22 protein-coding genes, 8 tRNA genes and 1 riboswitch are annotated in these 25,718 nt (G+C 37.7%); of the genes, 28 read left to right on the top strand and 2 right to left on the bottom strand.

Going from position 1 to position 25,718, the window contains the following annotated elements:
• Nucleotides 1-6 precede the first annotated feature (6 nt).
• Complete coding sequence (locus JJQ93_RS07210; RefSeq protein WP_274893255.1) at nt 7-684, bottom strand: methionine ABC transporter permease; 678 nt, start codon at nt 682-684, stop codon at nt 7-9.
• On the bottom strand, nt 671-1,693 hold the full coding sequence (locus JJQ93_RS07205; RefSeq protein ID WP_274893254.1) for a methionine ABC transporter ATP-binding protein: 1,023 nt from the start codon (nt 1,691-1,693) through the stop codon (nt 671-673). Before JJQ93_RS07205 ends, JJQ93_RS07210 begins: the two co-directional genes overlap by 14 nt.
• Nucleotides 1,694-1,769: 76 nt before the next feature.
• Nucleotides 1,770-1,870, bottom strand: a riboswitch (SAM riboswitch).
• A gap of 213 nt (nt 1,871-2,083) precedes the next feature.
• Between JJQ93_RS07205 and JJQ93_RS07200 the strand changes: the two genes are divergently transcribed.
• From JJQ93_RS07200 to JJQ93_RS07065, 28 genes are all read left to right on the top strand, one after another.
• The gene (locus JJQ93_RS07200) at nt 2,084-4,168 is read left to right on the top strand and encodes a BglG family transcription antiterminator (RefSeq protein WP_274893253.1); all 2,085 of its coding nucleotides are present in this window, start codon (nt 2,084-2,086) and stop codon (nt 4,166-4,168) included.
• 1 nt (nt 4,169) lies between these two features.
• Nucleotides 4,170-4,412 (top strand): hypothetical protein, encoded by a 243-nt coding sequence (locus JJQ93_RS07195; RefSeq protein ID WP_045413035.1) that lies wholly within the window; start codon nt 4,170-4,172, stop codon nt 4,410-4,412.
• A 6-nt stretch (nt 4,413-4,418) separates the two neighbouring features.
• Nucleotides 4,419-4,745, top strand: a complete 327-nt coding sequence (locus JJQ93_RS07190) for a PTS sugar transporter subunit IIB (protein ID WP_274893252.1) — start codon at nt 4,419-4,421, stop codon at nt 4,743-4,745.
• Between the two features lie 11 nt (nt 4,746-4,756).
• Nucleotides 4,757-6,076, top strand: a complete 1,320-nt coding sequence (locus JJQ93_RS07185) for a PTS sugar transporter subunit IIC (protein ID WP_045413038.1) — start codon at nt 4,757-4,759, stop codon at nt 6,074-6,076.
• Between the two features lie 28 nt (nt 6,077-6,104).
• Nucleotides 6,105-6,422: a PTS sugar transporter subunit IIA gene (locus JJQ93_RS07180; protein WP_045413042.1), complete on the top strand. Its 318-nt coding sequence runs from the start codon at nt 6,105-6,107 to the stop codon at nt 6,420-6,422.
• Between the two features lie 156 nt (nt 6,423-6,578).
• Nucleotides 6,579-6,878, top strand: a complete 300-nt coding sequence (locus JJQ93_RS07175) for a YerC/YecD family TrpR-related protein (RefSeq protein WP_013787524.1) — start codon at nt 6,579-6,581, stop codon at nt 6,876-6,878.
• 115 nt (nt 6,879-6,993) lie between these two features.
• Nucleotides 6,994-9,144, top strand: a complete 2,151-nt coding sequence (pcrA, locus tag JJQ93_RS07170) for a DNA helicase PcrA (protein WP_274893251.1) — start codon at nt 6,994-6,996, stop codon at nt 9,142-9,144.
• Between the two features lie 12 nt (nt 9,145-9,156).
• Nucleotides 9,157-11,136 (top strand): NAD-dependent DNA ligase LigA, encoded by a 1,980-nt coding sequence (gene ligA, locus JJQ93_RS07165; RefSeq protein ID WP_274893250.1) that lies wholly within the window; start codon nt 9,157-9,159, stop codon nt 11,134-11,136.
• 58 nt (nt 11,137-11,194) lie between these two features.
• A complete protein-coding gene (gene gatC / locus JJQ93_RS07160) occupies nt 11,195-11,482 on the top strand; it encodes an Asp-tRNA(Asn)/Glu-tRNA(Gln) amidotransferase subunit GatC (protein ID WP_013787527.1) in 288 nt (95 codons plus the stop codon).
• Between the two features lie 10 nt (nt 11,483-11,492).
• The gene (gene gatA, locus JJQ93_RS07155; protein WP_274893249.1) at nt 11,493-12,962 is read left to right on the top strand and encodes an Asp-tRNA(Asn)/Glu-tRNA(Gln) amidotransferase subunit GatA; all 1,470 of its coding nucleotides are present in this window, start codon (nt 11,493-11,495) and stop codon (nt 12,960-12,962) included.
• Complete coding sequence (gene gatB / locus JJQ93_RS07150) at nt 12,962-14,392, top strand: Asp-tRNA(Asn)/Glu-tRNA(Gln) amidotransferase subunit GatB (RefSeq protein WP_274894076.1); 1,431 nt, start codon at nt 12,962-12,964, stop codon at nt 14,390-14,392. Before gatA ends, gatB begins: the two co-directional genes overlap by 1 nt.
• 425 nt (nt 14,393-14,817) lie before the next feature.
• The gene (locus tag JJQ93_RS07145; RefSeq protein WP_274893248.1) at nt 14,818-16,500 is read left to right on the top strand and encodes a peptide ABC transporter substrate-binding protein; all 1,683 of its coding nucleotides are present in this window, start codon (nt 14,818-14,820) and stop codon (nt 16,498-16,500) included.
• 592 nt (nt 16,501-17,092) lie between these two features.
• A complete protein-coding gene (locus JJQ93_RS07140; RefSeq protein WP_013787532.1) occupies nt 17,093-18,022 on the top strand; it encodes an ABC transporter permease in 930 nt (309 codons plus the stop codon).
• 1 nt (nt 18,023) lies between these two features.
• Complete coding sequence (locus tag JJQ93_RS07135; protein ID WP_085111618.1) at nt 18,024-18,941, top strand: ABC transporter permease; 918 nt, start codon at nt 18,024-18,026, stop codon at nt 18,939-18,941.
• Nucleotides 18,942-18,955: 14 nt separating this feature from the next.
• Nucleotides 18,956-19,990, top strand: coding sequence for an ABC transporter ATP-binding protein (locus tag JJQ93_RS07130; RefSeq protein ID WP_085111617.1), 1,035 nt, complete (start codon nt 18,956-18,958; stop codon nt 19,988-19,990).
• Nucleotides 19,980-20,939: an ABC transporter ATP-binding protein gene (locus tag JJQ93_RS07125; RefSeq protein WP_085111616.1), complete on the top strand. Its 960-nt coding sequence runs from the start codon at nt 19,980-19,982 to the stop codon at nt 20,937-20,939. Before JJQ93_RS07130 ends, JJQ93_RS07125 begins: the two co-directional genes overlap by 11 nt.
• A 172-nt stretch (nt 20,940-21,111) precedes the next feature.
• Nucleotides 21,112-22,866 (top strand): N-acetylmuramoyl-L-alanine amidase, encoded by a 1,755-nt coding sequence (locus tag JJQ93_RS07120; RefSeq protein ID WP_274893246.1) that lies wholly within the window; start codon nt 21,112-21,114, stop codon nt 22,864-22,866.
• 146 nt (nt 22,867-23,012) lie between these two features.
• Nucleotides 23,013-23,792 (top strand): ribonuclease PH, encoded by a 780-nt coding sequence (gene rph / locus JJQ93_RS07115; protein WP_013787537.1) that lies wholly within the window; start codon nt 23,013-23,015, stop codon nt 23,790-23,792.
• Nucleotides 23,758-24,354, top strand: coding sequence for an XTP/dITP diphosphatase (locus tag JJQ93_RS07110; RefSeq protein ID WP_085111614.1), 597 nt, complete (start codon nt 23,758-23,760; stop codon nt 24,352-24,354). The genes rph and JJQ93_RS07110 overlap by 35 nt, the downstream gene beginning before the upstream one ends.
• Nucleotides 24,351-24,878 (top strand): metallophosphoesterase, encoded by a 528-nt coding sequence (locus JJQ93_RS07105; protein WP_274893245.1) that lies wholly within the window; start codon nt 24,351-24,353, stop codon nt 24,876-24,878. The genes JJQ93_RS07110 and JJQ93_RS07105 overlap by 4 nt, the downstream gene beginning before the upstream one ends.
• An 82-nt stretch (nt 24,879-24,960) precedes the next feature.
• Nucleotides 24,961-25,034: transfer RNA gene (locus tag JJQ93_RS07100), tRNA-Gly, on the top strand.
• Nucleotides 25,035-25,038: 4 nt separating this feature from the next.
• A tRNA-Arg gene (locus JJQ93_RS07095) sits at nt 25,039-25,115 on the top strand.
• Between the two features lie 34 nt (nt 25,116-25,149).
• A tRNA-His gene (locus JJQ93_RS07090) sits at nt 25,150-25,226 on the top strand.
• Nucleotides 25,227-25,230: 4 nt separating this feature from the next.
• Nucleotides 25,231-25,306, top strand: a tRNA-Gln gene (locus JJQ93_RS07085).
• 4 nt (nt 25,307-25,310) lie between these two features.
• Nucleotides 25,311-25,383, top strand: a tRNA-Lys gene (locus JJQ93_RS07080).
• A gap of 39 nt (nt 25,384-25,422) precedes the next feature.
• Nucleotides 25,423-25,509, top strand: a tRNA-Leu gene (locus JJQ93_RS07075).
• Between the two features lie 8 nt (nt 25,510-25,517).
• A tRNA-Gly gene (locus JJQ93_RS07070) sits at nt 25,518-25,593 on the top strand.
• An 8-nt stretch (nt 25,594-25,601) separates the two neighbouring features.
• A tRNA-Lys gene (locus JJQ93_RS07065) sits at nt 25,602-25,674 on the top strand.
• Nucleotides 25,675-25,718 lie beyond the last annotated feature (44 nt).

Raw genomic sequence — 25,718 nt, 5'->3', positions numbered from 1 at the left:
ATCCTTTCATCTTTTATCAACTTTTTTTGCAAGATAGTTTCCTATTCTTTGCACGATTTCTACAAAGATTATTAAGACTATGATTGTGGCAATAAGCACATCTGTCTGAAACCTTTGGTAGCCATATCTTATAGCCAGATCTCCAAGACCACCTCCTCCAATAGCACCTGCCATAGCAGAATACCCTAAAATATTTATCACTGTAAGAGTTATTCCCAATATAAGTGATGGCAATGATTCTGGAATCATGACTTTGAATATTATCTGTGGTATTGAAGCGCCAACAGATATAGATGCTTCAATGACGCCCCAGTCTACTTCTTTAAGAGATGATTCTACAACTCTTGCTACAAATGGGGCTGCAGCAATGGACAGTGGTACAATAGCAGCGGTAGGTCCTATAGTTGTGCCAACAATAAGCCTTGCCAATGGGAAGATTGCGATTATGAGGATTATGAACGGCACTGACCTCATGACATTGATCACAGTACCTAATACCTGATTTAACTTTAGATTTTCCTTTATATGACCTTTGTCGGTTATGACAAGTATTATGCCTAGAGGCAGTCCTATTATTACTGAGAAAAGTGTTGAGAAAAACACCATGTACAAAGATTCCCAAAGAGGTTCTTCCATAAGCTGCCACAAGTTTAATAAATACTGGAATATGTTAGACGATACCATTTTTAAGCACCTCTATTCTAAGACCATTGTTTTCTAAAAATTTTATAGCATTTTTTATGGAATTCTGTTCACCGCTTATTTTTATTAAGAGATTTCCTATCTGTGAGTTTTGCACTCTTTCGATATTTCCGGAAATGATATTCACTTCAACATCGAAATTCTTTATCATATGGGATATGACAGGCTGGTTGCTGCTGCTACCAAAAAACGATAATCTCAAGATTTCCTCATTTGGATTTTCGTCATCAAGCAATATGTCTGGCGGAAGTTCAGCTATCATATCTTTTAAAAATCTCTTAGATGTTTCTGTTGAAGGATTTGAAAAGATGTCTATTACATTTCCTTCCTCGATAATCATTCCGTCTTCCAAAACTGCCACTTTGTCGCACAGATTTCTTATTACAGACATTTCGTGCGTTATTACCACGATTGTAATTCCGTATTGTTTGTTTATGTCCTTTAAAAGATTTAAGATGGATTCTGTCGTGGTAGGATCTAAAGCGGATGTGGCTTCATCAGATAGAATTATGTCTGGATTGTTTGCTAAAGCTCTTGCAATGCCTACCCTCTGTTTTTGTCCCCCAGATAGCTGCGAAGGGTATGCGTACTTTTTGTCTTTTAAATCTACCACATCCAGTAATTCATCAACGCGTTTTTTTATGACAGAATCGCTGACTTTCGAGATCTTAAGAGGAAATGCTATGTTCTCATACACTGTAGAGTTCATCAAAAGATTGAAATGCTGAAATATCATGCCAATCTTTTTTCTCATATTTCTCAGTTCTTTTGAATTTAACTTTGTCATTTCTACGCCGTTTATCAGTATGCTGCCAGATGTAGGTTTTTCCAACATGTTTATGCACCTTATCAATGATGATTTCCCGGCACCGCTTAGACCCATTATGCCGTAAATTTCACCATCACGTATAGTTAAGTTGATGTCTTTTAAAGCTATTACCTCTTTTCCGTTTGTGTTGTAAACTTTGCTTAAGTTTTTTATTTCGATCAAATCATTTCACCTTCTTTTCACAAATGTAGTTTAAAAAAGCAATAAAAAAAACCTCCAATGAAAGAGGTTTCGTCCTCTCTCATCTCTCAGCAATCGCTGCAGGAATTGGCACCATTGCACATACGTGCCGGTTGCCGGGTTTCATCGGGCCAGTCCCTCCACCTCTCTAGATAAGAGAATAATTTCGTTTTTAGTTGTTAAAATGATTATATAGGATGGATGTTGAAAAGTCAAGCAAAATTTTCATGCGACAATATTAAATTTTTGTCATAATAAATCTGACAGTGTATTCACAAGTTTGTGTTGATTTAATCAATAAATTGATTATAATTAAGATGAAAGATAAGTTAACTTATTAATAATTTGTCATAGACGAAAGGACAAATATCTATGAAAGAGTTAAGTAGGCGCCAATTAGAAATCTTCAAAAAGGTTATTTCAAAAGAAGTTTCCAGTTTGGACGATATCGTCGTTTTGTACAAGTTAAGCAAAAGGACTGTTTACAGAGAAATAAATGCAATAAATGAATATATAAAAGAATACAATTTGAAGCTTAAAAATGACGATGGAGTACTAGTCTTAGAAGGAACTGATAATGATATCGAAAAATTCAAATTCGATGTAATAGGTTATAGGCCAAGCATTGACGCTGATAAAAGGCGAAAGTTGATACTATCTGAGCTTTTGCAGATGAAAGAACCTGTAAAACTTGAGTACTTCGCTAAAGAATACAATGTGACTACGGCAACAATAAGCTATGACATTAAAGAGATCGATAAATGGCTAAACAAGCAAAATGTTACAATTGTAACTAAGCCTGGCGTTGGCATATACGTAAAAGGCGATGAAAGCAATATAAGAAGGGCCATAATAAATTTTCTGTATGACAATGTGGAGACAAAAGACCTAATTGAGTTTTTAAATAAAGGGTACAATAATATAAACAAGCTTAGTGAAGACATAAATGATAGATTACTCAGGCTTATAGACTACGATACGGTTTTAAAGATAGAGAAGGCTATACAAAAATTGGAGAAATCCCTTGATTACGAATTAGCAGAAAGCTCCTACATGGGGCTTACGGTGCATCTGGCATTGGCGCTAAAAAGAATAAAAGAAGGCGAAAAGATAAAAATAGGTAATGAAAGCCTCTATGAGCTTAGGAAGTCAGATGAGTATAAGTTTGCAGAAATGCTTGCCAGGTTTCTGGAGGAAGAATTTGATATATCTATTCCAGAAGATGAAATCGGATATATAACGATTCATCTACAAGGAGCAAGGTACAGGGCAAATACCGAAGACGTAAATGACGAGCTGTTAAATGAAATACTGCATGAGATGGTCAGCGTTGCAGAAGATGAATTTGGCACTGATCTTAAAGGCGATACGATGCTTTTAAGCGGTTTAAAGACGCACTTAAGGCCTACTATCTTTAGACTTCGCATGGGTCTTGCGATTAGAAATCCGCTTATAAATGACATAAAAGAACGGTACAGCGGTTTATTTGAAAAATGTATATCTATTGCAAATGTGATTAAAGACAAGCTTAATGTTGATGTGCCTGATGATGAAATCGGATATATTGCGATGCATTTTGGCGCATCCATAGCAAGAAAAAGCGATATGATGAAAAGGCACAATATTTTAGTCGTGTGTGCCAGCGGCATAGGGACATCGAGGATGCTTTTATCTAAGCTTCAGATGTTTCCACAATTGAATATTGTAGATACGGTTTCCAGCTTGAGAGTTAAAGACTTTAAAGATAGAGATGATATTGACTTGATAGTGTCTACAATTCCGCTGGACATAAAGGACAAAGAGACAATAATAGTCAATCCGCTGCTTTTAGATGAAGACGTAAAAAAACTGAAAGACGCTTTAAACACAGATTTTATAATGGACTTCTCGGAGAAAAAAGTCATAGGCGACAGGTACAAAGAATTGGAACACATTGCGTGGTATGGCAAAAGGATAATTGAGCTATGCGATTCCCTTAAACTTAAAGATGTCTATGGCAAAAACTCGAAAGACATCATAGATTCTCTATTAGAAGATTTTGCTGGTAATGATGGAATTAATAATGAGAAAATAAAGCAGATAGAGGATAAGCTTTTGGGAAGAGAAAGCCTTGGGAAGATAATACTTCCAGGGAAAGGGTTTGTAATCTACCACTGTACAGCATCTGATTTGGTGGAGCCAATCCTCGTCTTTGGAAAAGTGAAAAGCCATGTCAAGATGAAAAATTTGATTAACGAGTATGAAATCATAAAGACAGCTTTTCTAATGGTTGCACCGGATGACGACAAGATGTGGATAGAGATACTTGGCGATTTAAGTGTTTCATTTATTGAAAGCAAAGACTTGGTAAAAAATCTCAATGAGATTAACAAAATTGATGAGGCGAAGGAATTTGTGAAGAAGGCCTTGATGGATAAGTATTACGATGAAATAAAGAGAAATCTTGTAGGTGATTAAAATGTTTAGTATTTCGGTAAAGCAACGAAAAATTTTCTATACGATGCTGTCCTTGGTGTGGATTGCAACTGCTGTGTATTCTATGATAAATGATACATTTGCACATGGCTTAGAGATTCTTTTGTTTGGTGCATTTTTCATTGCGGGAATTGCCCTTATACAAGCGTACATGATAAGGATGCTTAAATTGTATGACAAAAATTTAAAAAATGAAATAAAAAAGAAAAACAAAAAAAGGAGGTAATTTACTATGGCAATACATGGTGTTATATTGTGCAGTTGGGGTGCTACATCAAGTGCATTGGCAAAAAAAGTGACTGATGAAGCAAAAAAGCAAGGTTTAGATGTTACAGTAGATGCAGGAGGCACAGGTGAATTCAAGAAAAAAGCTGAAGAATACGATATTGCTCTTTTAGAGCCGCAGGTAAGGCATTTAAAGAAGGAAGTTGAGACGATAGCTGAAAAGTTTGGCATTCCTGTTGACATCGTTGATATGCAGGCTTTTGCACTTATGGATGCAAAAAAGATATTGAATCAGATCATCGAGCTTGCTAAGAAAAATGGGAAAGATGCATAGGAGGTAATAAGATGAACGAAAGACTTACTAACAATTGGTTTATGAAATGGATGGAGTCATCTTTGATGCCTGTACTGGCAAGGATTGCTCAAAATGTCATACTTCAATCTATAAGAGATGCTTTTTCAAGTTTCGCATTGCCAGTTATATTGACAGGTTCATTGTTTTTGATAATAGCCAATCCACCACTTGCAGAAGGCGCAAATTGGGGTCCTATTGTGGCGTGGGCAAATGCTATTAAGCCTATTGCTGGCCAGTTGATGATTCCTTTTAACTTATCGTTTGGCATTATGGCTTTGATGGTTGCATTTGGTACAGCATATAGTTTGGCTACTCGCTGGGATCTTGATGAAGCAATGACAGGTATTATTTCCATGTTAGCATTTTTAGTAACAACATTCCCAGCATCAGACGTTACAAAGGTAAGCTTCGGTGATGTTTTAAATTACCTTGGTGGACAAGGTTTGTTTGTAGCTATAATAATAGGCGTGTTGACAGCAGTTGTGGTTAGATTCTTCAATAAGCAAGGCCTTGTAATAAGGATGCCTGAAGCCGTGCCACCTTATGTTGTAAGAAGCTTTATGGCACTTGTACCGATGTTTGTCATGGTAGTATCGGCTTGGATAGTAGAGTGGATCGTATGGGCTAACTTCAAAGTCACATTGCCACAGTTAGTAATAGAGCTATTTAAGCCGCTTGTTGCAGCATCAAATAGCTACTGGGCAGCTTTAGCTGAGATAATCCTTATGATGCTTTTGTGGTCACTTGGAATCCACGGCATGAATGTCGTATCATCTATAGCATATCCTTTCTGGATGAGTCAGCTTGCTGCAAATGTAAAAGCATTAAATGCACATCAACCTATGACAGGTATTGTCACAGAACCATTCTTCCATATGTTCACACACCTTGGTGGTTCAGGTACAACATGGCCTCTTGTCATAATGTTCTTGTTCTCAGCATCAAAACAGCTTAAGACGATAGGTACAGCAGAGCTTATCCCTGCTATATTCAATATAAATGAACCGCTTATTTTCGGTGCTCCAATAGTTTTAAATCCTATATTGATGATACCATTTATAATTGCACCTGCAGCGGTTGTTACGATAAACTACATCGCATTCCATTTCCACTTAGTAACAGGACCATTGTACCAGCTTCCATTTACAGTTCCTGTATTTATAGGTGGTTTCATATCAAGTGGTCTTGACTGGAGAGGACCAATTCTACAACTTGTGAACCTGATTGTAGCAGGTATCATATACTATCCATTCTTCAAAATGTATGAAGCACAGCTTTTGAAGAATGAAAGAGAGCTTGAGGAAAAATAATTAAAATATATTAAGGAGGAACCCTTTGATGGAATTAGAGCAAATTATATACAATTTAGTCTTGCACGGTGGAAACGCCAGAGGCGAGGCTTATGAAGCATTAGATGCAGCAGAAAAAGGGGATTTTGAATCTGCCGAGAAGCATCTAGAAAAGGCTGATGAGGAATTTTACGCAGGCCATGATTATCAAAACGCATTGGTGCAAGGTGAACAAAGCGAAACACCTAATTTCCTTGTTATACACGCTCAAGACCAGCTTATGACGGCTCTTGCAGAAAAGAACCTCATAAGAAGACTTGTGGATCTTTACAAGAGGTTAGATGCTCTTGAAAAGAAGGTAAAATAAATATTGAATTAAAAGGTGAGTCAATCCTCACCTTTTAATTTTGTCTTTTTAGATTGCTTTTTATCTTTTTTGCTTTAAAGTATTGAATAATTTGTGCAAATTTTGTACAATGGAGATGGACATTTTATAAAAAATTTTAAGAGAGAGGGATTGTCGATGTACGATTCTAAAATAAAGGACGAGAACGTGGACAAGCTTTTTGAAGCGATTTTAATGCTTAAAGACATGGAAGAATGTTATCGTTTTTTTGAAGATATAGCTACCATAAACGAGGTTAAATCGCTGGCTCAAAGACTTCAAGTGGCTAAAATGTTAAGAGATAGGAAGACGTATATTGAAATAGCCGAAAAGACAGGAGCCAGCACCGCTACAATAAGCAGAGTCAACAGGGCGCTTAATTATGGAGCGAATGGATACAATTTGATTTTAGATAGATTAAAGGAAAAATCTCGGTAGATCCGAGATTTTATTTGATTATAGACGTGACGATAAAGTGGTTGATTAATTGAAAAGTTACATATACAATATAATCGTAAGTTTAGGTGCAAATATTTTATTTGGAGTGAATTAGATGAATATTCTTGAAGGATTAAATGACAGACAGAAGGAGGCAGTTGTCACTACAGAAGGACCTGTTTTGATTTTGGCTGGTGCAGGCAGCGGCAAGACGAGAGTTTTGACACATAGAATTGCATACCTTGTAAGGGAGAAAAATGTGTCACCAGCTAACATCATCGCCATTACCTTTACAAACAAAGCAGCAGAAGAAATGAAGGACAGAGTTGAGTCGCTTTTAGGATATGTAGGAGATATATGGGTTTCTACATTCCATTCAGCATGTGTCCGCATATTGAGAAGGGATATTGAAAAGATAGGGTACGATAGAAATTTTGTAATATACGATACGCAAGATCAAAAAACGCTGATTTCTGACTGTATAAAAGAGTTGAATTTAAATGACAAGCAGTACACAATAAAAGGAATGTTAGCTGCCATATCAAAGGCAAAAGACAAGATGATATCGCCAGACGACTATTTGCTGGAATTTGGCAATGACTACAGAAATAAAAAAATTGCTGATGTTTATAAGCTGTACCAAAAGAAGCTTAAAAAGGACAATGCACTGGATTTCGATGATATAATAATAAAGACCATAGAACTTTTTCAAAAAAACGAGGACATATTGAGGTATTATCAAGACAAATTCAGGTATATAATGATAGATGAGTATCAAGATACAAATAGGCCACAGTATGAATTTGTAAATCTATTGGCTCAAAAGTACAGAAACCTTTGTGTCGTAGGTGATGATGATCAAAGCATATATGGATGGAGAGGGGCCGACATAAAGAATATTTTAGACTTTGAGAAAGATTATCCAGAGGCTAAGGTTATAAAGCTTGAACAAAATTACCGCTCAACGCAGGTTATACTTGATGCGGCCAACAGCGTCATTGACAATAATGTTAAAAGAAAAAGAAAAAGACTGTGGACAGATAATAAAAACGGTGAAAAGATTGTCGTATGGGAAGCACAAAATGAGAGGGATGAGGCTAATTTCATCATAGAGACGATAAAAAACTTGGTTTCTGAGGGGAGAAAATATTCGGATTTTGCTGTCTTATACAGGACAAATGCCCAGTCCCGTATATTTGAAGAAGCTTGTATGGCGAATGACGTACCGTATAAATTAGTTGGAGCATTGAGGTTTTACGATCGAAAAGAGATAAAAGACATTATTGCGTATTTAAGGATTCTTATAAATCCATACGATGATGTATCATTAAAAAGGATAATAAATGTGCCTAAAAGAGGCATTGGTGAGTCAACTGTAGCTTCTTTAGAAAAATACGCTTTGGAACATGATACAAGCATGTACTTTGCGATTCCTCATGTTGAAGTCAGCGGAAGAACGAGAAAGGCGCTTGACGGCTTTAAAGAGTTTATTGACGATCTGATAAGCCAGCTTGACTTTATGACTGTCACTGAAGTTATCGATTATGTACTGGATAAAACTGGATATATAGAGGAGCTTAAGGCCGACGGCACTGAAGAATCTGAAGGAAGAATAGAAAATATAAATGAGTTTATCGGTGCAGCACGTGAATTTATGGAAAGCTCCCAGGACAAGTCTTTAGAAGCTTTTTTGTCAAGCATAACATTGGTATCTGATATTGATACGGCAGGTGAAATAGGAGAAAGCCTAGTTTTAATGACGCTACACTCAGCTAAAGGGCTTGAATTTCCCGTCGTATTTATAGCAGGTATGGAAGAAGGGATATTTCCTAATTCTATGTCATTTGTGGACGAGCATGAACTGGAGGAAGAAAGAAGGCTGTGTTATGTAGGCATAACTCGGGCAAAAGAAAGGCTTTTTATGACTTATGCGAGAAATAGAAATCTGTACGGCAAGCCACAGTACAATACGGCTTCAAGGTTTATCAATGAAATTCCTCGAGATTTGGTCATCGAATACGACAAAGGCACTGTTAAAAGAAATGATTATGTTTCAGTTTCATCGTATATAAATACTTTTGCCAGGAAGGCGAATAATAAAGAAAACTACAACCCAGGAGATAAGGTTGAGCACAAATTATGGGGCATTGGAACTGTAGTGAGCGTGGATGGAAGCGGCGATGACAAGGAATTGACTGTTGCATTTCCTAATGTTGGCATAAAGAGGTTGTCTTTGAAGTACGCTCCAATCAGGGCTATATCGTAAGGTGGTGTATTTATGACGATAGAAGACAGGATAAATGAATTGAGAGATAAGCTTAATCATCACAGCTACATGTACTATGTACTGGACAAGCCAGAGATATCCGACTACGAATACGACATGATGATGAGAGAGCTCATTGAGTTAGAAGAAAAGTACCCTCAATTTAAGACACCTGATTCACCCACTCAAAGGGTTGGCGGCGAACCTTTGAAAGAGTTTGAACCATTTACACATGTAGTGCCGATGCAAAGTTTGGCAAATGCCTTTTCTGAAGGCGAGCTTAGAGATTTTGACAGGAGAGTAAGAGCATCTGTCGGTGATGTAGAATACGTAGTAGAGTTTAAAATTGACGGTTTATCTGTGGAGCTTATATATGAAAATGGCTTTTTTACTGTCGGCTCCACGAGAGGTGATGGAATTATAGGTGAAAATGTGACAAACAATCTAAAAACCATTAAATCAATTCCTTTAAGACTTAAAGATGATTTAAACCTCATCGTAAGAGGTGAGGTTTTTATGCCTAAGGCTTCATTTGAAAAGTTAAACGAAGAAAGAGAATTAAACGGAGAAAGCCTTTTTGCAAATCCGAGAAATGCTGCTGCTGGATCACTTAGGCAATTAAATCCTAAAATCACGGCTAAAAGAGATCTGGACATTTTCGTATTTAATTTACAGAGAATAGATGGAATAGAATTAAAAACGCATGCCGAAGCATTAGAATTTTTGAAATATCAAGGATTTAAAGTAAGCCCCCATATTAAAGTATGTAGAAATATAGACGAAGTCATTGCTGACATAAATTACATAAGGGACATAAGGGATGGTTTGCCTTATGAAACAGATGGCGCTGTTGTCAAGGTAAATGATTTGGAGAAAAGGGATATTTTAGGTTCTACTGCAAAGGATCCTCGTTGGGCAATCGCATTTAAGTATCCAGCAGAAAGACAAAAGACGAAAGTCAAAGACATAGTAGTTCAGGTTGGAAGGACCGGTGCATTGACGCCAACTGCCATATTAGAGCCTGTGAAAATCGCAGGTTCTATTGTATCAAGAGCGACGCTTCACAATGAAGATTACATAAGAGAAAAGGACATAAGAATCGGTGATACGGTGATAATCCAAAAAGCAGGCGAAATCATACCTGAAGTTGTAAGTGTTGTAGCAGAAGAAAGAGATGGCAGCGAGAAGTTTTTTATCATGCCAGAAGTGTGTCCCGAATGCGGTGCTGCAACGGTGAGGCTTCCCGGTGAATCTGTGACTAAGTGCACAGGTCTAAATTGTCCTGCTAAGTTAAAAAGAGGCATAATACACTTTGCATCTAAAGATGCCATGGACATAGATGGATTAGGACCAGCGGTAATAGGACAGCTTCTTGACAACAATCTTATACACAACATATCAGATCTGTATTATTTGAAGTACGATGATTTGATAAAACTTGATAGGATGGGAGATAAATCAGCAAAGAATCTCATCAATGCTATAGAAGAAAGCAAAGGCAGAGATTTAGACAGATTGATTTTTGGGCTTGGCATTGATCTCATTGGAAGCAAAGCTGCCGGCATTTTAGCCAGTCATTTCAAGACGATGGAATCTCTTGAGAAAGCTACTTTTGAGGAGCTTACTGAAATAGAGGAAATTGGCCCTAAGATGGCAGACAGTGTAGTAGCCTTTTTCAAGGAAAAGCAAAATCTCAATATAATAGACAGATTGAAAGCTGCTGGTGTAAATATGCGCAAGAAGGATGCAATAAATGTTAATGACAATTTTAAAGGACTTACTTTTGTCTTAACTGGAACACTTGAAAAGTACACAAGAGATGAGGCTAAAAAGCTTATAGAAGAAAGAGGGGGAAAAGTGACAGGTTCTGTCAGCAAAAAGACAGATTATGTCGTTGTAGGTGCAGATCCAGGTTCAAAGCTTTCAAAAGCACAAGAGCTTGGAGTAAAGATTTTAAATGAAGAACAGTTTGAAAACATGCTGAAACAATGATAAAATTAACTAAATGATGCTTTTTATTAGTATTTAAGAGTTGAAAGGGTGTGTATGCATGTCAATTACAAAAGACCAAGTTATCCACGTATCAAAATTGGCAAGGCTTAAATTTTCTGATGACGAGTTAGAGAAATTTTCTCATCAGCTTGATAGCATTATAAAATATGTGGACAAGTTAAATGAGCTAAATACAGATGGCGTAGAGCCTACAGCGCATATTGTCCCAATAAGCAATGTTTTCCGCGAAGATGAAGTTGTGCCATCAATGGATAGAGAAAAAATCCTTATGAATGCTAAAGAAAAAGAAGATGGATGCTTTAAAGTACCAAAGATAATCGAGTGAGGTGGTATTGATGGAATTGCATGAATTAACAATACATGAGCTTAATGAACTTTTAAGGAAAAAAGAAGTAAGCGCTGTAGATGTGACTAAGGCGTATTTAAAAAGAATAAATGAAATTGAACCAAAAGTAGACGCGTTGATATGCGAAACAGAGGATTTTGCGCTTAAAAGAGCCGAAGAAGCTGACAAAATGATTAAAGATGGAAACATAAATGACTTGACAGGTATACCTGTTGTCATAAAGGACAATATGTGTACAGAGAACATAAGAACTACGTGTGCATCGAAAATGCTTGAAGATTTCATTCCTCCTTATAATGCAACAGTGGTGGAGAACCTTAACAATCTTGGTGCTGTGATGGTTGGAAAGGCAAATTTGGATGAATTTGCGATGGGCTCATCTACCGAAAATTCAGCTTTCAAGACGACTAAAAACCCATGGGACTTGGAAAGAGTGCCTGGAGGTTCATCTGGAGGTTCTGCTGCATCAGTTGCTGCTGATGAGTGTGCATTTTCACTTGGATCTGATACAGGTGGTTCTATAAGGCAGCCTGCGTCATTATGCGGTGTCGTTGGCATGAAACCTACATATGGCCTTGTTTCCAGATATGGACTTGTCGCTTTTGCGTCATCTTTAGATCAAATAGGCCCTATCACAAAAGACGTGACAGACTGTGCTATTGTGCTAAATGCCATTGCGGGTCATGATCCAAAAGATTCTACTTCTGTAGACAACGTAAGAAAAAGTGATTATAAGGAATTCCTGAAAGACGATATAAAGGGAATGAAGATAGGATTTGCAAAAGAATTCTTTAGAGAAGGGCTTGATGAAGGAGTAAAGAAATCCATTGAAGACGCGTTAAAGACATTTGAGGAGTTAGGAGCCGAAATAAGGGAAATAAGCCTTAAATACATGGATTATGCGCTGGCGGCGTATTACATAGTAGCATCTGCAGAGGCAAGTTCAAATTTGGCCAGATATGATGGCATACGGTATGGCCACGCAGCAGAAAAATACGAAGACCTTATCGATATGTACATGGTATCCAGAAGCGAAGGCTTTGGAAAAGAAGTAAAGAGAAGGATAATGTTAGGCACATACGCATTAAGTTCGGGGTATTATGATGCGTACTACAACAAAGCGCTGAAAGTAAGGACACTTATTAAACAGGATTATGAGAAGGCTTTTCAAGATGTGGATGTGATAGTTGGCCCAACGTCGCCTACGACGGCTTTTAAAATCGGTGAAAGAGTTGAAGATCCATTGGCAATGTACTTGGCTGATGTATATACGGTTCCAGTTAATATAGCGGGACTTCCGGGATTGTCGCTGCCTTGTGGACTTTCAGATGGACTTCCTGTAGGCCTTCAGATCGTCGGTAAGCATTTTGATGAAGGAACGATATTAAATGCAGCATATGCTTTTGAAAAAGCTTTAAGCTTTAATGCAAAACCAAGTTTTAAAGGTGGTGCTAAATGATGAATTACGAAGCAGTCATAGGACTTGAAGTACATGCAGAGCTTCTTACGAAGACGAAGATATTTTGCAACTGTACTACTGAATTTGGCGGTGAACCAAATACACATGTTTGTCCAGTGTGTTTGGGATTACCAGGAACATTGCCTGTTTTGAACAAGAAAGTTGTAGAGTATGCTGTGAAGGCTGGACTTGCGCTAAATTGCGAAATATCTAAATTTAGCAAAATGGATAGAAAAAATTATTTTTACCCAGACTTGCCTAAAGCATACCAGATATCTCAGTACGACCTACCGCTTTGCAAAAATGGATACGTAGAAATTGAAACATCTGATGGGGTAAAAAAGAAAATAGGGCTTACCAGGATACACATAGAAGAAGATGCTGGCAAGTTAATGCATGAGAACGTAGATGGATCATTAGTAGATTACAATAGGACAGGTGTGCCGCTTATTGAGATAGTATCTGAACCAGATATGAGGACTCCTGAGGAAGCTTACCTGTACTTAACAAAACTGAAAAGCGTCCTTGAATACTCTGAAGTATCTGACTGCAAAATGCAGGAGGGATCTTTGAGGGTTGATACAAACGTATCAGTAAGACCTGTTGGCAGCAAAGAGTTTGGGACAAAGATCGAGCTTAAAAACTTAAATTCATTTAAAGCAGTTCAGAAGGCATTGGAATACGAAATAAAAAGGCAGATAAAACTCATAGAGGGCGGAGAAACAATAGTGCAGGAGACTCGCCGTTGGAACGAGCAAAAAGGCATTACAGAGTCAATGCGCTCCAAAGAGGAAGCCCACGATTACAGGTATTTTCCAGATCCAGACCTTGTGCCAATAATAGTCTCTGATGAATGGAAAGAGGAAATAAGAAAATCACTTCCTGAAATGCCTGAGCATAAGAAGGAAAGATTTGTCACACAATATGGCATTCCAGAATACGATGCATCTGTAATTACTTCATCAAAACCATTGGCAGACTTTTTTGAGAAGTGCGTTTTAGAGTACTCATCAGCTAAAACAGTAAGCAATTGGATAATGGGTGAAATGATGAGGCTTTTAAAGGAGACGGGAAAAGAAGTTGAAGAAATTTTGATTAAGCCACATCAGATGGCTTCGCTTTTAAACTTGATAGACAATGGTACTATTACAGGTTCTATCGCTAAAACAGTTTTTGAGGAAATGTTTGCAACAGGTAAAAATCCCGAAGAAATCGTAGAGGAGAAAGGCCTAAAGCAGCTTAGCAATGAAGATGAACTTAGAGAGATTGCATTAAAAGTCATTGAGGATAATCCAAAATCTGTTGAAGATTATAAAAATGGCAAAGACAAGGCAATAGGCTTCTTGGTTGGACAAATAATGAAAGCAACAAAGGGGAAAGCAAATCCACAATTGGCAAATAAAATTTTATTAGAAGAGCTCTCAAAATAAATATTATTATTTTTTAAATTTAAGCATACACTATTAGAAACGGTGTATGCTTTTTAAATTTAATATTATTTCAGAATATACTAAAAAATACAAGATAGTAGTATTACATAAACAATTTTCACTGAATTTTTAATATATACTTGTATAGCAAAACATCTAATGATATAATAAATAAAAATCCTCGTAAATTGTTTTAAAATTGTGAACAGTAAATTTATCTCAATATCGCATGCATAGTATATTATGAGTAAAATGTTCTTAAACATGCAGTAGATTTTGATTTTCGGTTGTACTTTAAATTAAAATTTTGTGTTGCCAAAGAAGTTCTTCAAATAAATCATACATAGCTGGGGGTGAGAGATGAGGACTTATTTTTGGGGGGAGTAAAATCAAAAATATTATATTTTGATGGGAGGAAATTTTTGATGAAGAGAAAAAATTGGTTAGCTTTATTGTTGACATTGGTATTAGCACTTTCTGCGCTATTGGCAGGGTGTTCAGCAAATAATAACAGCAGCTCTCAAAGCAAAAACAATAGCAGTTCAGGTACTCAAACTGCAAAGACAGATGAGCAAGTTCTGACATTAAATTTAGCAGCAGATCCGCCAAACTTAAACCCATTTACTTCAACAGATGTTGCATCATTTGATGTATTGAATGATGTTCTTGAAGGATTGACAAGGTATGACAAAGATGGACAGCTTAAGCCAGGTTCTGGCCTCGCAAAAAGCTGGGATATATCAAGTGATGGTCTAACTTATACTTTCCACTTAAAAGATGGGATAAAGTGGAGCGATGGAAATCCAATAACAGCTTATGACTTTGAGTACTCTTGGAAGAAAGTATTAGATCCTAAGACAGCATCACAGTATGCATATCAATTTTATTACATCCAAGGCGCTGAGGAGTACAACTCTGGCAAAGGCAGTGCTGACCAAGTAGGAATAAAGGCCCTTGACGATAAGACGTTACAAGTCAAGTTAAAAGCTCCTGCGCCACAATTCTTAGGTCTTACTGCATTTGGAACATATTTGCCACAAGAGAAGTCTTTTGTAGAAAAAGTAGGAGTCGATAAATTAGGTTCAAGTCCAGATACATTAGTTTATAGTGGTCCATTCGTATTAAAGCAGTGGAATCACGATCAAAATCTCGTTTTAGAGAAAAATCCTGATTACTGGGACAAAGACAGTGTTAAGCTACAGAAGGTTAATCTTTTGATAATAAAAGACGCAAATACACAAGCTCAAAATTATGACAATGGTACGCTTGATCAGATGAGGGTTCCAAGCGATCTGATGGATAAGTACAAGAATACAAAAGAATTTTCAATAAAGCCTGTTGCTACCAACTGGTATATACAATTCAATGACAAGAAAGGCATATTTAAAAACGTAAATATCAGAAAAGCATTTACATTGGCTATAGACAGAAAAGCATTTACAGAGCAGGTTTTGAAGAATGGCTCTATACCGGCAGAGTCGATAGTGCCGCCAGGTGTACCTGGATATAACGGGGAGGATTTTTCAAAGCAAGACGGTTCACCATTCTTTAAAGACAATGATGTGCAGGCTGCAAAAGATTATCTGAAGAAAGGGCTTGAAGAATTAGGCTTAAAAGAATTGCCTACAATCACATTTACAGCAGATGATACAAGTGCAGCTAAAAAGAATGCCGAAGCGTTGCAGCAAATGTGGAATCAAAATCTTGGCGTAAATGTGCAGATAAAGAATGAGGCATTTAAGATAAGATTAGACGATATGAATAAAGGAAATTTTGACATGGTATTGGCTGGATGGGGCGCAGACTACAATGACCCAATGACATTCCTTGACATGTGGGAGACAAACAACGGTAATAACACTGCTTTCTACAGCAATCCAGAATACGACAAGTTGATTGATGATGCAAAGTCGACGCCAGACTTGAAGAAGAGAAACGATGACATGATACAGGCGGAGAAGATTGCCATGAATGATATGGCTATAGGTCCACTTTACTTCCAAGCTTATGCAATTGTCACAAAGAGTTATGTTAAAGATCTAATTGTGCCGAATTTTGGTACTGATTGGGAACTTAAGTGGGCATATATAGAAGGTAAGAACCAATAAGAATTCATCAATGAGGATGAACCGGGGTCAATTCCCCGGTTTTTGCATGTTTGCAAATTTTCGTGCAATTCAACAAAGATTTTAACCAACTCTAAAAAATTGCCGAAATGCTTTAAAATATTGAGATTGATTGCCAATGGTGCTATACTTAAAAAGTATTTAGTTTACAAATAACAATATTTTTGTGAAATTTTTGTGGCAGAATTTTTCATAGTTTAAAATAAGTAAATTATATCGGTTTCTTTGTAAATGTAACGGGTAAAAATTTGTTATTGATTAATAAATCTAAATGTAATAAAATTTATGTATATAAAAAATTCAATTATCATATAAATCAAAAAATACAAATAGCGGGGGGTGTTTTTAGGTATAGCTGGGGGTAAGTACTATTTATTTTCACTTTTATTTACTATAGGAGGAAAATTGATAAAGTGACATAAGAATATATTCACAATCAGTGAGCGCGATTGTTACAGTCCGCGGGGGGATTACTGCAAACAGTATGTAAAATATCAACAATGATAAACAGGTATTGAATCTAAATTTAGTTAACATATATATGGTAAACGAATATTTATAGGAGGTGTTTTGGTTGCTAAATTATTCAATTAAAAGATTTGTATACATGCTGATTACAATATGGGTAATCATAACATTGACATTTTTCTTGATGCACATGATACCAGGTGATCCTTTTACGAGTGAAAAAAAGGTTCCACCGCAAATAAGACAAAATATGTTGGCAAAATATCATCTCGATAAACCTCTCATTGTACAATATGGGTATTATTTGGATAATTTAATGCATGGTGATTTAGGAATCTCCCTCAAATATTTAAATAGAACAGTAGACGATATAATTAAGCAATCTGCTCCAGCTTCATTCCAGCTTGGAGTGCAATCAATTTTCCTTGGTGTTGTCTTCGGATTATTTTTTGGAATTGTTGCAGCATTGAAGCGTGGAGGTGGATGGGATTATTTTTCGATGTTTTTAGCGATAATTGGAATTTCCGTTCCAAACTTCATAATAGCTACGCTTTTGCAGCTTCTTTTGGCATCTAAGCTAAAGTTGCTTCCTGTGTCGGGATGGGGTTCATTTAAATACACCATATTGCCATCCATCGCTTTGTCATTCGCTACACTATCTATAATTTCTCGTATGATGAGAACAAGTATGTTAGACGTCATTGGGCAGGATTATATAAAGACGGCAAAAGCGAAAGGACTTTCACAGTTGCAGATAATATGGAAGCACATGGTTAGAAATGCCATTATGCCTGTTGTGACAGTATTAGGTCCATTATTTGCTGGAATAGTGACAGGAACGTTTGTCATTGAACAGATTTTCAGCATACCAGGTCTTGGAAAGTTCTTTGTGCAAAGCATATACGATGAAGATTATTCCATGATATTAGGTACGACCATATTTTATAGCATCATATTGGTAGTCATGATGTTCATAGTGGATATTGCCTATGGACTTATAGATCCAAGAGTAAGACTGGCAAAGGGAGGAAAGTAGAATGGTGGACATAAGCAAGGATAAATTTGAAATAGTAGGAGCAAATGCTTCTGAAAGCCAGTCGATTGTAAGACCAAGCATTAGTTACTGGCAAGATGCATGGAGAAGGCTTAGAAAGAACAAGGTTGCTATGGGATCTTTGATTTTCTTGATACTTCTCGTTATAATGTCGATAATAGGTCCACATTTGAGGCCTTTTGACTACGCTCATCAGGATCTGTTCAATACAAATAAGCCATTTTCTAAAGTTCATTGGTTCGGGACAGACTACCTTGGAAGGGATCTTTTTGTAAGAGTTTGGATGGGTGCAAGGGTATCTTTATTTATCGGTGTCACGATTGCCTTACTTGATGCGGTAATTGGTGTTACGTATGGTGGTATAGCCGGTTATTTTGGTGGGCAAGTTGACAATATCATGATGCGTATTGTCGATATACTTTATGGCATACCTTACTTAATACTCGTAATTCTTTTGATGGTTGTGATGGGTCAAGGTTTATGGACTATCATTACTGCAATGGTTATGACGGGATGGGTAGGTATGGCCAGAATAGTTAGAGGTCAAGTGCTGCAGCTTAAGGAGCAGGAGTTTGTGTTGGCTGCTAAGACACTTGGAGCTAGCCCAGGCAGGATAATATTGAGGCATTTGATACCGAATGCACTGGGTCCAATAATAGTGTCAATGACGTTTGATGTTCCTAATGCAATATTTGCAGAAGCATTTTTAAGTTACATCGGTCTTGGCATAAGGCCGCCTCTGGCAAGCTGGGGTACGCTTGCGAATGATGCTACACAAGTTTTGCTAATGTATCCAATGCAGCTTTTCATACCGGGCTTCTTCATAAGCATAACGATGCTGGCATTTAACATGCTTGGTGATGGCTTGAGAGATGCATTAGATCCAAGGCTTCGCCGTTAAAGGAGGTAAGTATTTTGGGAGATAGAGAAGTATTGTTGGATGTACAAAATTTGGAATATTCATTTGACACGTATGCAGGCGAAGTAAAGGCAGTAAGAGATGTCAGCTTTCAAGTTATGAAAGGTGAATCGTTAGCCATAGTCGGAGAATCAGGATGTGGAAAATCAGTCACGATGCAGGCTGTCATGAGGTTAAACCCTGAGCCTCCAGGTAGATTTAAAGGTGGAAGAATCATATTCGACGGGAAAGAGATATCAAAGTTTAGTGAAAGGCAAATGCAAGCAATAAGAGGATCAGAAATAGGCATGATATTCCAAGATCCTATGACATCTTTAAACCCGACAATGACAATTGGAAAACAAATTGCCGAAGTGATTTTGAAGCATCAGAAGGTTACACGAGCTGAAGCGATGAAAAAAGCTAAGGAAATGTTGGACGTAGTAGGTATACCAAATGCTGAAAGGCGTATAAATCAGTATCCACATGAATTTTCGGGTGGCATGAGGCAGAGGGCCATGATTGCTATTGCATTGGCATGCAGGCCGAAACTTCTCATTGCTGATGAACCTACTACTGCGCTTGATGTTACGATACAAGCGCAAATTCTCGATTTGATGAAAGATCTGCAAAGAGAATTCAATACGTCTATAATAATGATTACGCACGATTTGGGTGTTGTTGCAGATATAGCAGAGAGAATCATAGTCATGTATGCAGGTAAAGTTATAGAGACAGGCACATCTGATGAGATATTTAAGCATCCACAGCATCCTTATACATGGGGACTTTTAAAATCTGTTCCAAGACTTGATGCTCAGAATAAAGAGAAGCTTGTGCCGATTGTCGGAACGCCTCCAGATTTGTTTGCGCCTCCTGTAGGATGTCCATTTGCTGCAAGGTGCAACTATGCTATGAAAATTTGCTATGAGGCTCAACCAGAGTATACCAATGAAACTGATACGCATAAGGTTGCCTGCTGGTTGAAGCATCCATACGCGCCGAAGGTTGAAAATCCTTTTGAAAAGGAGGCGTACGCAGGTGAAAGATAATGTAATACTGGAAGTTAAGAATTTGAAAAAATACTTTCACGTCAGCGGCGGTGTGTTAAAAGCTGTTGACGATGTAAGTTTTAGCATAAAAAAAGGTGAGACATTGGGGCTTGTTGGTGAGTCGGGATGTGGAAAGTCTACTACAGGTAGAACTATAATTGGTCTTTATGAGGCTACAGGTGGTTCGGTGATATTTGACGATATACCTGTTCATAAAATGAACAATGAAATAAGAAAGAAATTTGCAAGAAAAGCTCAGATGATTTTTCAGGATCCTTACGCATCGCTGAATCCTCGCATGACTGTTGGCGATATCATAGGAGAGGGGATAGACATTCATGGTTTGTACACTGGAAAAGAGAGGAGAGAAAGGATATACAGCCTTCTTGAGATGGTAGGCTTAAATAAAGAACATGCCAATAGGTTTCCTCATGAATTTTCTGGTGGACAAAGGCAGAGGATAGGCATAGCAAGGGCGATGGCAATTGAGCCAGAGTTTATAGTCTGCGATGAGCCTATATCAGCATTAGATGTGTCCATACAAGCCCAGATTGTAAACTTGCTTATGAATTTACAAGAAGAAAAGGGATTGACGTATCTCTTTATTGCTCATGATTTAAGCATGGTAAGGCATATAAGCGATAGAGTTGCAGTTATGTATTTAGGATCGATTGCGGAACTTACACAAAGCGGTGAACTGTATACAAATCCATTGCATCCATACACACAAGCGCTTCTTTCTGCTGTTCCAATACCTGATCCGGAAGTGGAGAGAAAGAGGGAGAGAATCATACTTGAAGGAGATGTGCCAAGCCCAATTAATCCTCCTTCAGGATGTAAATTTAGAACAAGGTGTAAATATGCCATGGACATATGTAGCCAAGTTACGCCACAATTGAAAGAGGTTGGAAGTGGACACTTTGTTGCATGTCATCTTTTTGATAAATAAGGCACTCGTTTGAGTGCTTTATTTTTTTGCATTGTAGTTTTAATTTCAAAGTAATAACGTTTAACATCTTAATAAAATCTTAATATGTTTGTAACTTGTCTGTAATATATGTATAATAATATATAAATATGATGAAAAAAATGCCGATTTTATATGCAAAGGGGGGAAAATGTTGAAAAAGGTCATCGCTTTTTTTGCGCTTTTACTGCTTTTGTCTACGTTTTACATAACTGCCTATGCATATAAAGCTACGATTGTACTTGATAACAAACCTATAAGCTACAATGTGCCTGACGTGTCGATTACCGTCGATGGAGGAAAATTTGACACTGGCAATAATCCGCCGCTTATCATTGACAATAGCACAATAGTGCCGCTTAGAGCAATTAGCGAAGGATTAGGTCAAAAAGTCGACTGGGATGGTAAGACTCAGACAGTTACTGTGACTTCAAAGGACAAAGTAATTAAATTGGTTATAGGTAAAAATTACGCTACAGTAAACGGCAATAATGTATCGTTGGATGTTCCAGCAAGGCTTATAAACAACAATACGACGTATGTGCCTATGAGGTTTTTGTTTGAAAACTTAGGTTATGATGTGAAATGGGTCGCAGACAAATACCTAATTCAAGCTACTAAGAAAGTAGATCCTCCCTCTGCAAACAATGTCAATATTGTGAGTTTTACATCAAATTACACAAATGGTATGTATACCATAACTGTTAAAGGTGATGGACCTCTAACGTATACGCGTGGTTCTGTAAATGATGACAGCAGCATAAGAATTTACTTTGACTTCAACAATGCGATAAATACTGTTGCTAATAAGCAGATAAAGATAGACAAAAATGGCTTAAATCAGGCCTACATAGGGCAGAACAAGTTACAACCAGCAGTAACAAGACTTGTTGTGAATATGGACTATTCAATGCCATATACTATAACACAGTCACAAGATAAAAAAGAATTTGACATATCGTTTAAAATAGGGCAAAATAAGGTGACGAACATTTTAGCTGCTAAGGTCAACAATGGCGATCAGATAACGATAAATACAGATGCCGACCACTTTAGCCCATCCAGATATGGTGATAACAAGATCATTATAGATGTGACAGGTGCAAGTCTGACAATGTCTGATGGTAAACTGGCAGGTAGCATATCGTATACCGGAAACGTAGTTACAGGGATTAGGTATTCTCAGCTTGATGCCAATACAGTAAGGATTGTTGCGGAGACAAGCCTTAAAGCAGATTTTAGTGTTCAACCAACTCCTCAGGGCGTATTGCTTACAATAACAAAACCAGACCCTAACAAAAAGCAGTTAGTATACATAGACCCAGGGCATGGAGGTTCTGATCCAGGTGCTATAGGTGTCGGAGGGATACACGAAGCAGATATTAATCTTGCCATTGGATTAAAATTGAAGACGCTGTTGGACAATGGAGGATACAGGACTATGATATCCAGAACAACAGACACTGATGTGGGTCTTTATGACAGGCCTTCACAAGCGAATAATGCAGGAGCAGATGTCTTTGTAAGCATTCATTCTGATTCTTTTGAATCGCCATCAGCAAACGGCACAACAGTTTTGTATTACCCAAACGGTTACAATGGCGATACAAGAGATGAAAAGACATTTGCACAGATAATTCATGATGATCTGATGAAACAGATAAATACCACTGACAGAGGGCTTTCAGAAAGGCCTAATTTAGTCGTTCTCAATCAGACGAAGATGCCTGCTGTTTTGGTGGAGACTGGATTCGTCACAAGTCCTACAGATGCTCAGCTTCTGACTGATGAAAATTTTCAGTGGAAAGTTGCACAAGGAATATACAATGGGATTGTCGATTATTTTGACAAATTATCTAATGGCAGCATAAGCATGACTGTTTCAAACTCCGTATATGGCGGCAATTAAAACAGGCAACAAATCGCCTGTTTTTTTTATATGCTTTCTTGTAAATTGATTTAAAAGGTTTTAAAATAATATTATGGTTTGCGCTCTGGATAATGAAAATTAAATAAGGCTAAAATTATAATATAAAATATAAAGGAGCTGAAGAAATGAAAAGAGTAGATGGAAGGGATTCCAGATCATTAAGACCTATAAAGATAACGAGAAATTTCAACAGATACGCAGAAGGATCTGTTTTGATAGAAGTCGGCAATACAAAGGTCATTTGCACAGCATCAATTGAAGATAAAGTACCGCCATTTCAAAAAGGGACTGGCAAAGGATGGATTACAAGTGAGTATTCAATGATTCCGAGAGCTACTGAAACCAGAACACAGAGGGAGTCAACAAAAGGCAAACAATCAGGACGCACCATGGAAATCCAAAGGCTCATTGGAAGAGCATTGAGAGCTGTTGTCGATCTAGATGCGTTAGGTGAGAAGACGATATGGATTGACTGCGATGTAATACAGGCTGATGGTGGAACAAGGACAGCTTCCATCACAGGTTCGTTTGTGGCACTTGTAGATGCCATGAATAAACTTAAGGAAAAGGGCGCTATAAGTAAACTCCCTATAAAAAGTTTTGTCGCTGCTGTAAGCGTAGGAATTGTAGGCAATGAGAAGCTTTTAGATCTTTGTTACTTAGAAGATAGCAATGCACACGTTGATATGAACATTGTCATGACGGATAAAGGCGAATTCATCGAGATACAAGGAACTGGTGAAGGTGGGCCTTTTAGCAAAAGTGATTTTTCAGAGCTTTTAGAATTAGCGGAGGAAGGCTTGAATAAAATCATACAGGTTCAAAAAGAATCATTGGGAGATATATCATTAGAAATTGGAGTTGAAAGCGATGAAAATAGTTGTAGCGAGCCACAACAAGCATAAAGTGGATGAGATAAGGGAATTTTTTAAAGAAGATTATGAAGTATTGTCGGCAGACGACATTGGATCATATGATGAAGTAGAAGAAACAGGGAAGACGATTGAAGAAAATGCTCTTTTAAAGGCCAGGGCTATAGCAGATTTAACCGATGAACTGGTAATTGCAGATGATACAGGTTTGTTTGTGGACTATTTAGATGGTGAACCAGGAGTTTATACTGCAAGATTTGCCGGTGTAAATGCCACATACGAAGACAACAACAACAAGCTTTTAAACTTATTAAAAGGTGTTCCGATGGAAAAGAGGAAAGCTACTTTTAAAACCGTAATAGCATTGATTTACAAAGGAAGAGAAGCTATAATAGAAGGAAAAGTGGATGGTAGGATAATTGATGCTCCAAGAGGACAATATGGCTTTGGGTATGATCCTATATTTTATGTTGATGAAATAGGAAAGACATTAGCAGAGCTTAGCTTAGAAGAAAAAAATAAAGTAAGTCATAGGGCAAATGCTTTGAAAAAATTAAAAGAATATATAAAAAATAATTTGGAGGACCGCAAATGAGACTATTTGTTACAAGTGATACTCACGGAATGTTGCAATCAGTCAGGAATATTTTAAAAAATATTAAAAATATTGATTACATTATACACTTAGGTGACTATTACAAAGATGCAGAAGCGCTGGATAAAGAGTTTGGAATACCAACTGTATATGTATATGGTAATTGCGATTTTGGCGACAAAGAGAAGTACGAAAAGATTATTGAAGTAGCTGGTAAAAAAATATTATTAACACATGGACATAAGTACTATGTCAAATTTGAAAAAAGCATCATAATAGAAAAAGCCCGGGAATACGGGGTTGATGCTGTGTTTTATGGCCATACCCATGTGCCGCTAATATATAGGGATGGTGATATGCTTGTATTGAACCCTGGAAGCCCTTCAATGCCGCGTGAAGGGTCATCACGGACAGTATCCATAGTAAATATAGAAGATGGCATCATTGTGCCGCAACTAATAAATATAGATGATATGGAGGAATACATTGGAAATAAAAAAAGTGGAACAAAATTTGAATTTTAGGTGTTGACAAAGATAAATATTCCTGATATAATTTAAAACTGTCAGAGCGATGAGGCAGAAACAAGCGATGACAACTGTATATGCGGGTGTAGCTCAATGGTAGAGTTCTAGCCTTCCAAGCTAGCTACGTGGGTTCGATTCCCATCACCCGCTCCAATATGCGCCTGTAGCTCAGTTGGATAGAGCAACGGACTTCTAATCCGTGTGTCGGGAGTTCGAATCTCTTCAGGCGCACCATTTTTTGAAGAATGCGATTTGTGTTTATAATATGGTGGGTATAGTTCAGTTGGCTAGAGCGCCAGATTGTGGCTCTGGAGGTCGTGGGTTCGAGCCCCACTACCCACCCCATTGATGGGATGTAGCCAAGTGGTAAGGCACCAGACTTTGACTCTGGCAGTTCGTAGGTTCGAATCCTGCCATCCCAGCCAGCATGACCCATTAGCTCAGTCGGCAGAGCACCTGCCTTTTAAGCAGGGTGTCCCGCGTTCGAATCGCGGATGGGTCACTTAAAAAGATATTGAAAGAGGAACAATCTGGCGTTAATGCGGGAGTGGCGGAATTGGCAGACGCGCTAGATTCAGGTTCTAGTGCCAGTCATGGCATATGGGTTCAAGTCCCTTCTCCCGCACCATATATCATGCGGACATAGCTCAGTTGGTAGAGCATCACCTTGCCAAGGTGAGGGTCGCGAGTTCGAGTCTCGTTGTCCGCTCCATACATCATGCGCCATTAGCTCAGTTGGTAGAGCAGCTGACTCTTAATCAGCGGGTCTGGGGTTCGAGTCCCTAATGGCGCACTAGTATTTAAGCCAATTAAAAGGTATCGAGATTTTATCGATAC

Origin of the sequence: Thermoanaerobacterium sp. R66 (genome assembly GCF_028895185.1) — a bacterium.
In the GTDB taxonomy this organism is placed as follows: domain Bacteria; phylum Bacillota; class Thermoanaerobacteria; order Thermoanaerobacterales; family Thermoanaerobacteraceae; genus Thermoanaerobacterium.
Note: the sequence above shows the minus strand (reverse complement) of the source record. Positions and strands in the feature narration are given on the sequence as shown.

Bases quoted from the DNA above. Each gene is read 5' to 3' on its own strand.
- JJQ93_RS07210 (WP_274893255.1), bottom strand. From the start codon at position 684: ATGGTATCGTCTAACATATTCCAGTATTTATTAAACTTGTGGCAGCTT.
- JJQ93_RS07190 (WP_274893252.1), top strand. From the start codon at position 4,419: ATGGCAATACATGGTGTTATATTGTGCAGTTGGGGTGCTACATCAAGT.
- JJQ93_RS07145 (WP_274893248.1), top strand. From the start codon at position 14,818: ATGAAGAGAAAAAATTGGTTAGCTTTATTGTTGACATTGGTATTAGCA.
- gatB (WP_274894076.1), top strand. From the start codon at position 12,962: ATGAATTACGAAGCAGTCATAGGACTTGAAGTACATGCAGAGCTTCTT.
- JJQ93_RS07200 (WP_274893253.1), top strand. From the start codon at position 2,084: ATGAAAGAGTTAAGTAGGCGCCAATTAGAAATCTTCAAAAAGGTTATT.
- rph (WP_013787537.1), top strand. From the start codon at position 23,013: ATGAAAAGAGTAGATGGAAGGGATTCCAGATCATTAAGACCTATAAAG.
- ligA (WP_274893250.1), top strand. From the start codon at position 9,157: ATGACGATAGAAGACAGGATAAATGAATTGAGAGATAAGCTTAATCAT.
- JJQ93_RS07185 (WP_045413038.1), top strand. From the start codon at position 4,757: ATGAACGAAAGACTTACTAACAATTGGTTTATGAAATGGATGGAGTCA.
- JJQ93_RS07105 (WP_274893245.1), top strand. From the start codon at position 24,351: ATGAGACTATTTGTTACAAGTGATACTCACGGAATGTTGCAATCAGTC.
- JJQ93_RS07110 (WP_085111614.1), top strand. From the start codon at position 23,758: ATGAAAATAGTTGTAGCGAGCCACAACAAGCATAAAGTGGATGAGATA.
- JJQ93_RS07175 (WP_013787524.1), top strand. From the start codon at position 6,579: ATGTACGATTCTAAAATAAAGGACGAGAACGTGGACAAGCTTTTTGAA.
- gatA (WP_274893249.1), top strand. From the start codon at position 11,493: ATGGAATTGCATGAATTAACAATACATGAGCTTAATGAACTTTTAAGG.
- JJQ93_RS07135 (WP_085111618.1), top strand. From the start codon at position 18,024: ATGGTGGACATAAGCAAGGATAAATTTGAAATAGTAGGAGCAAATGCT.
- gatC (WP_013787527.1), top strand. From the start codon at position 11,195: ATGTCAATTACAAAAGACCAAGTTATCCACGTATCAAAATTGGCAAGG.
- pcrA (WP_274893251.1), top strand. From the start codon at position 6,994: ATGAATATTCTTGAAGGATTAAATGACAGACAGAAGGAGGCAGTTGTC.
- JJQ93_RS07180 (WP_045413042.1), top strand. From the start codon at position 6,105: ATGGAATTAGAGCAAATTATATACAATTTAGTCTTGCACGGTGGAAAC.
- JJQ93_RS07195 (WP_045413035.1), top strand. From the start codon at position 4,170: ATGTTTAGTATTTCGGTAAAGCAACGAAAAATTTTCTATACGATGCTG.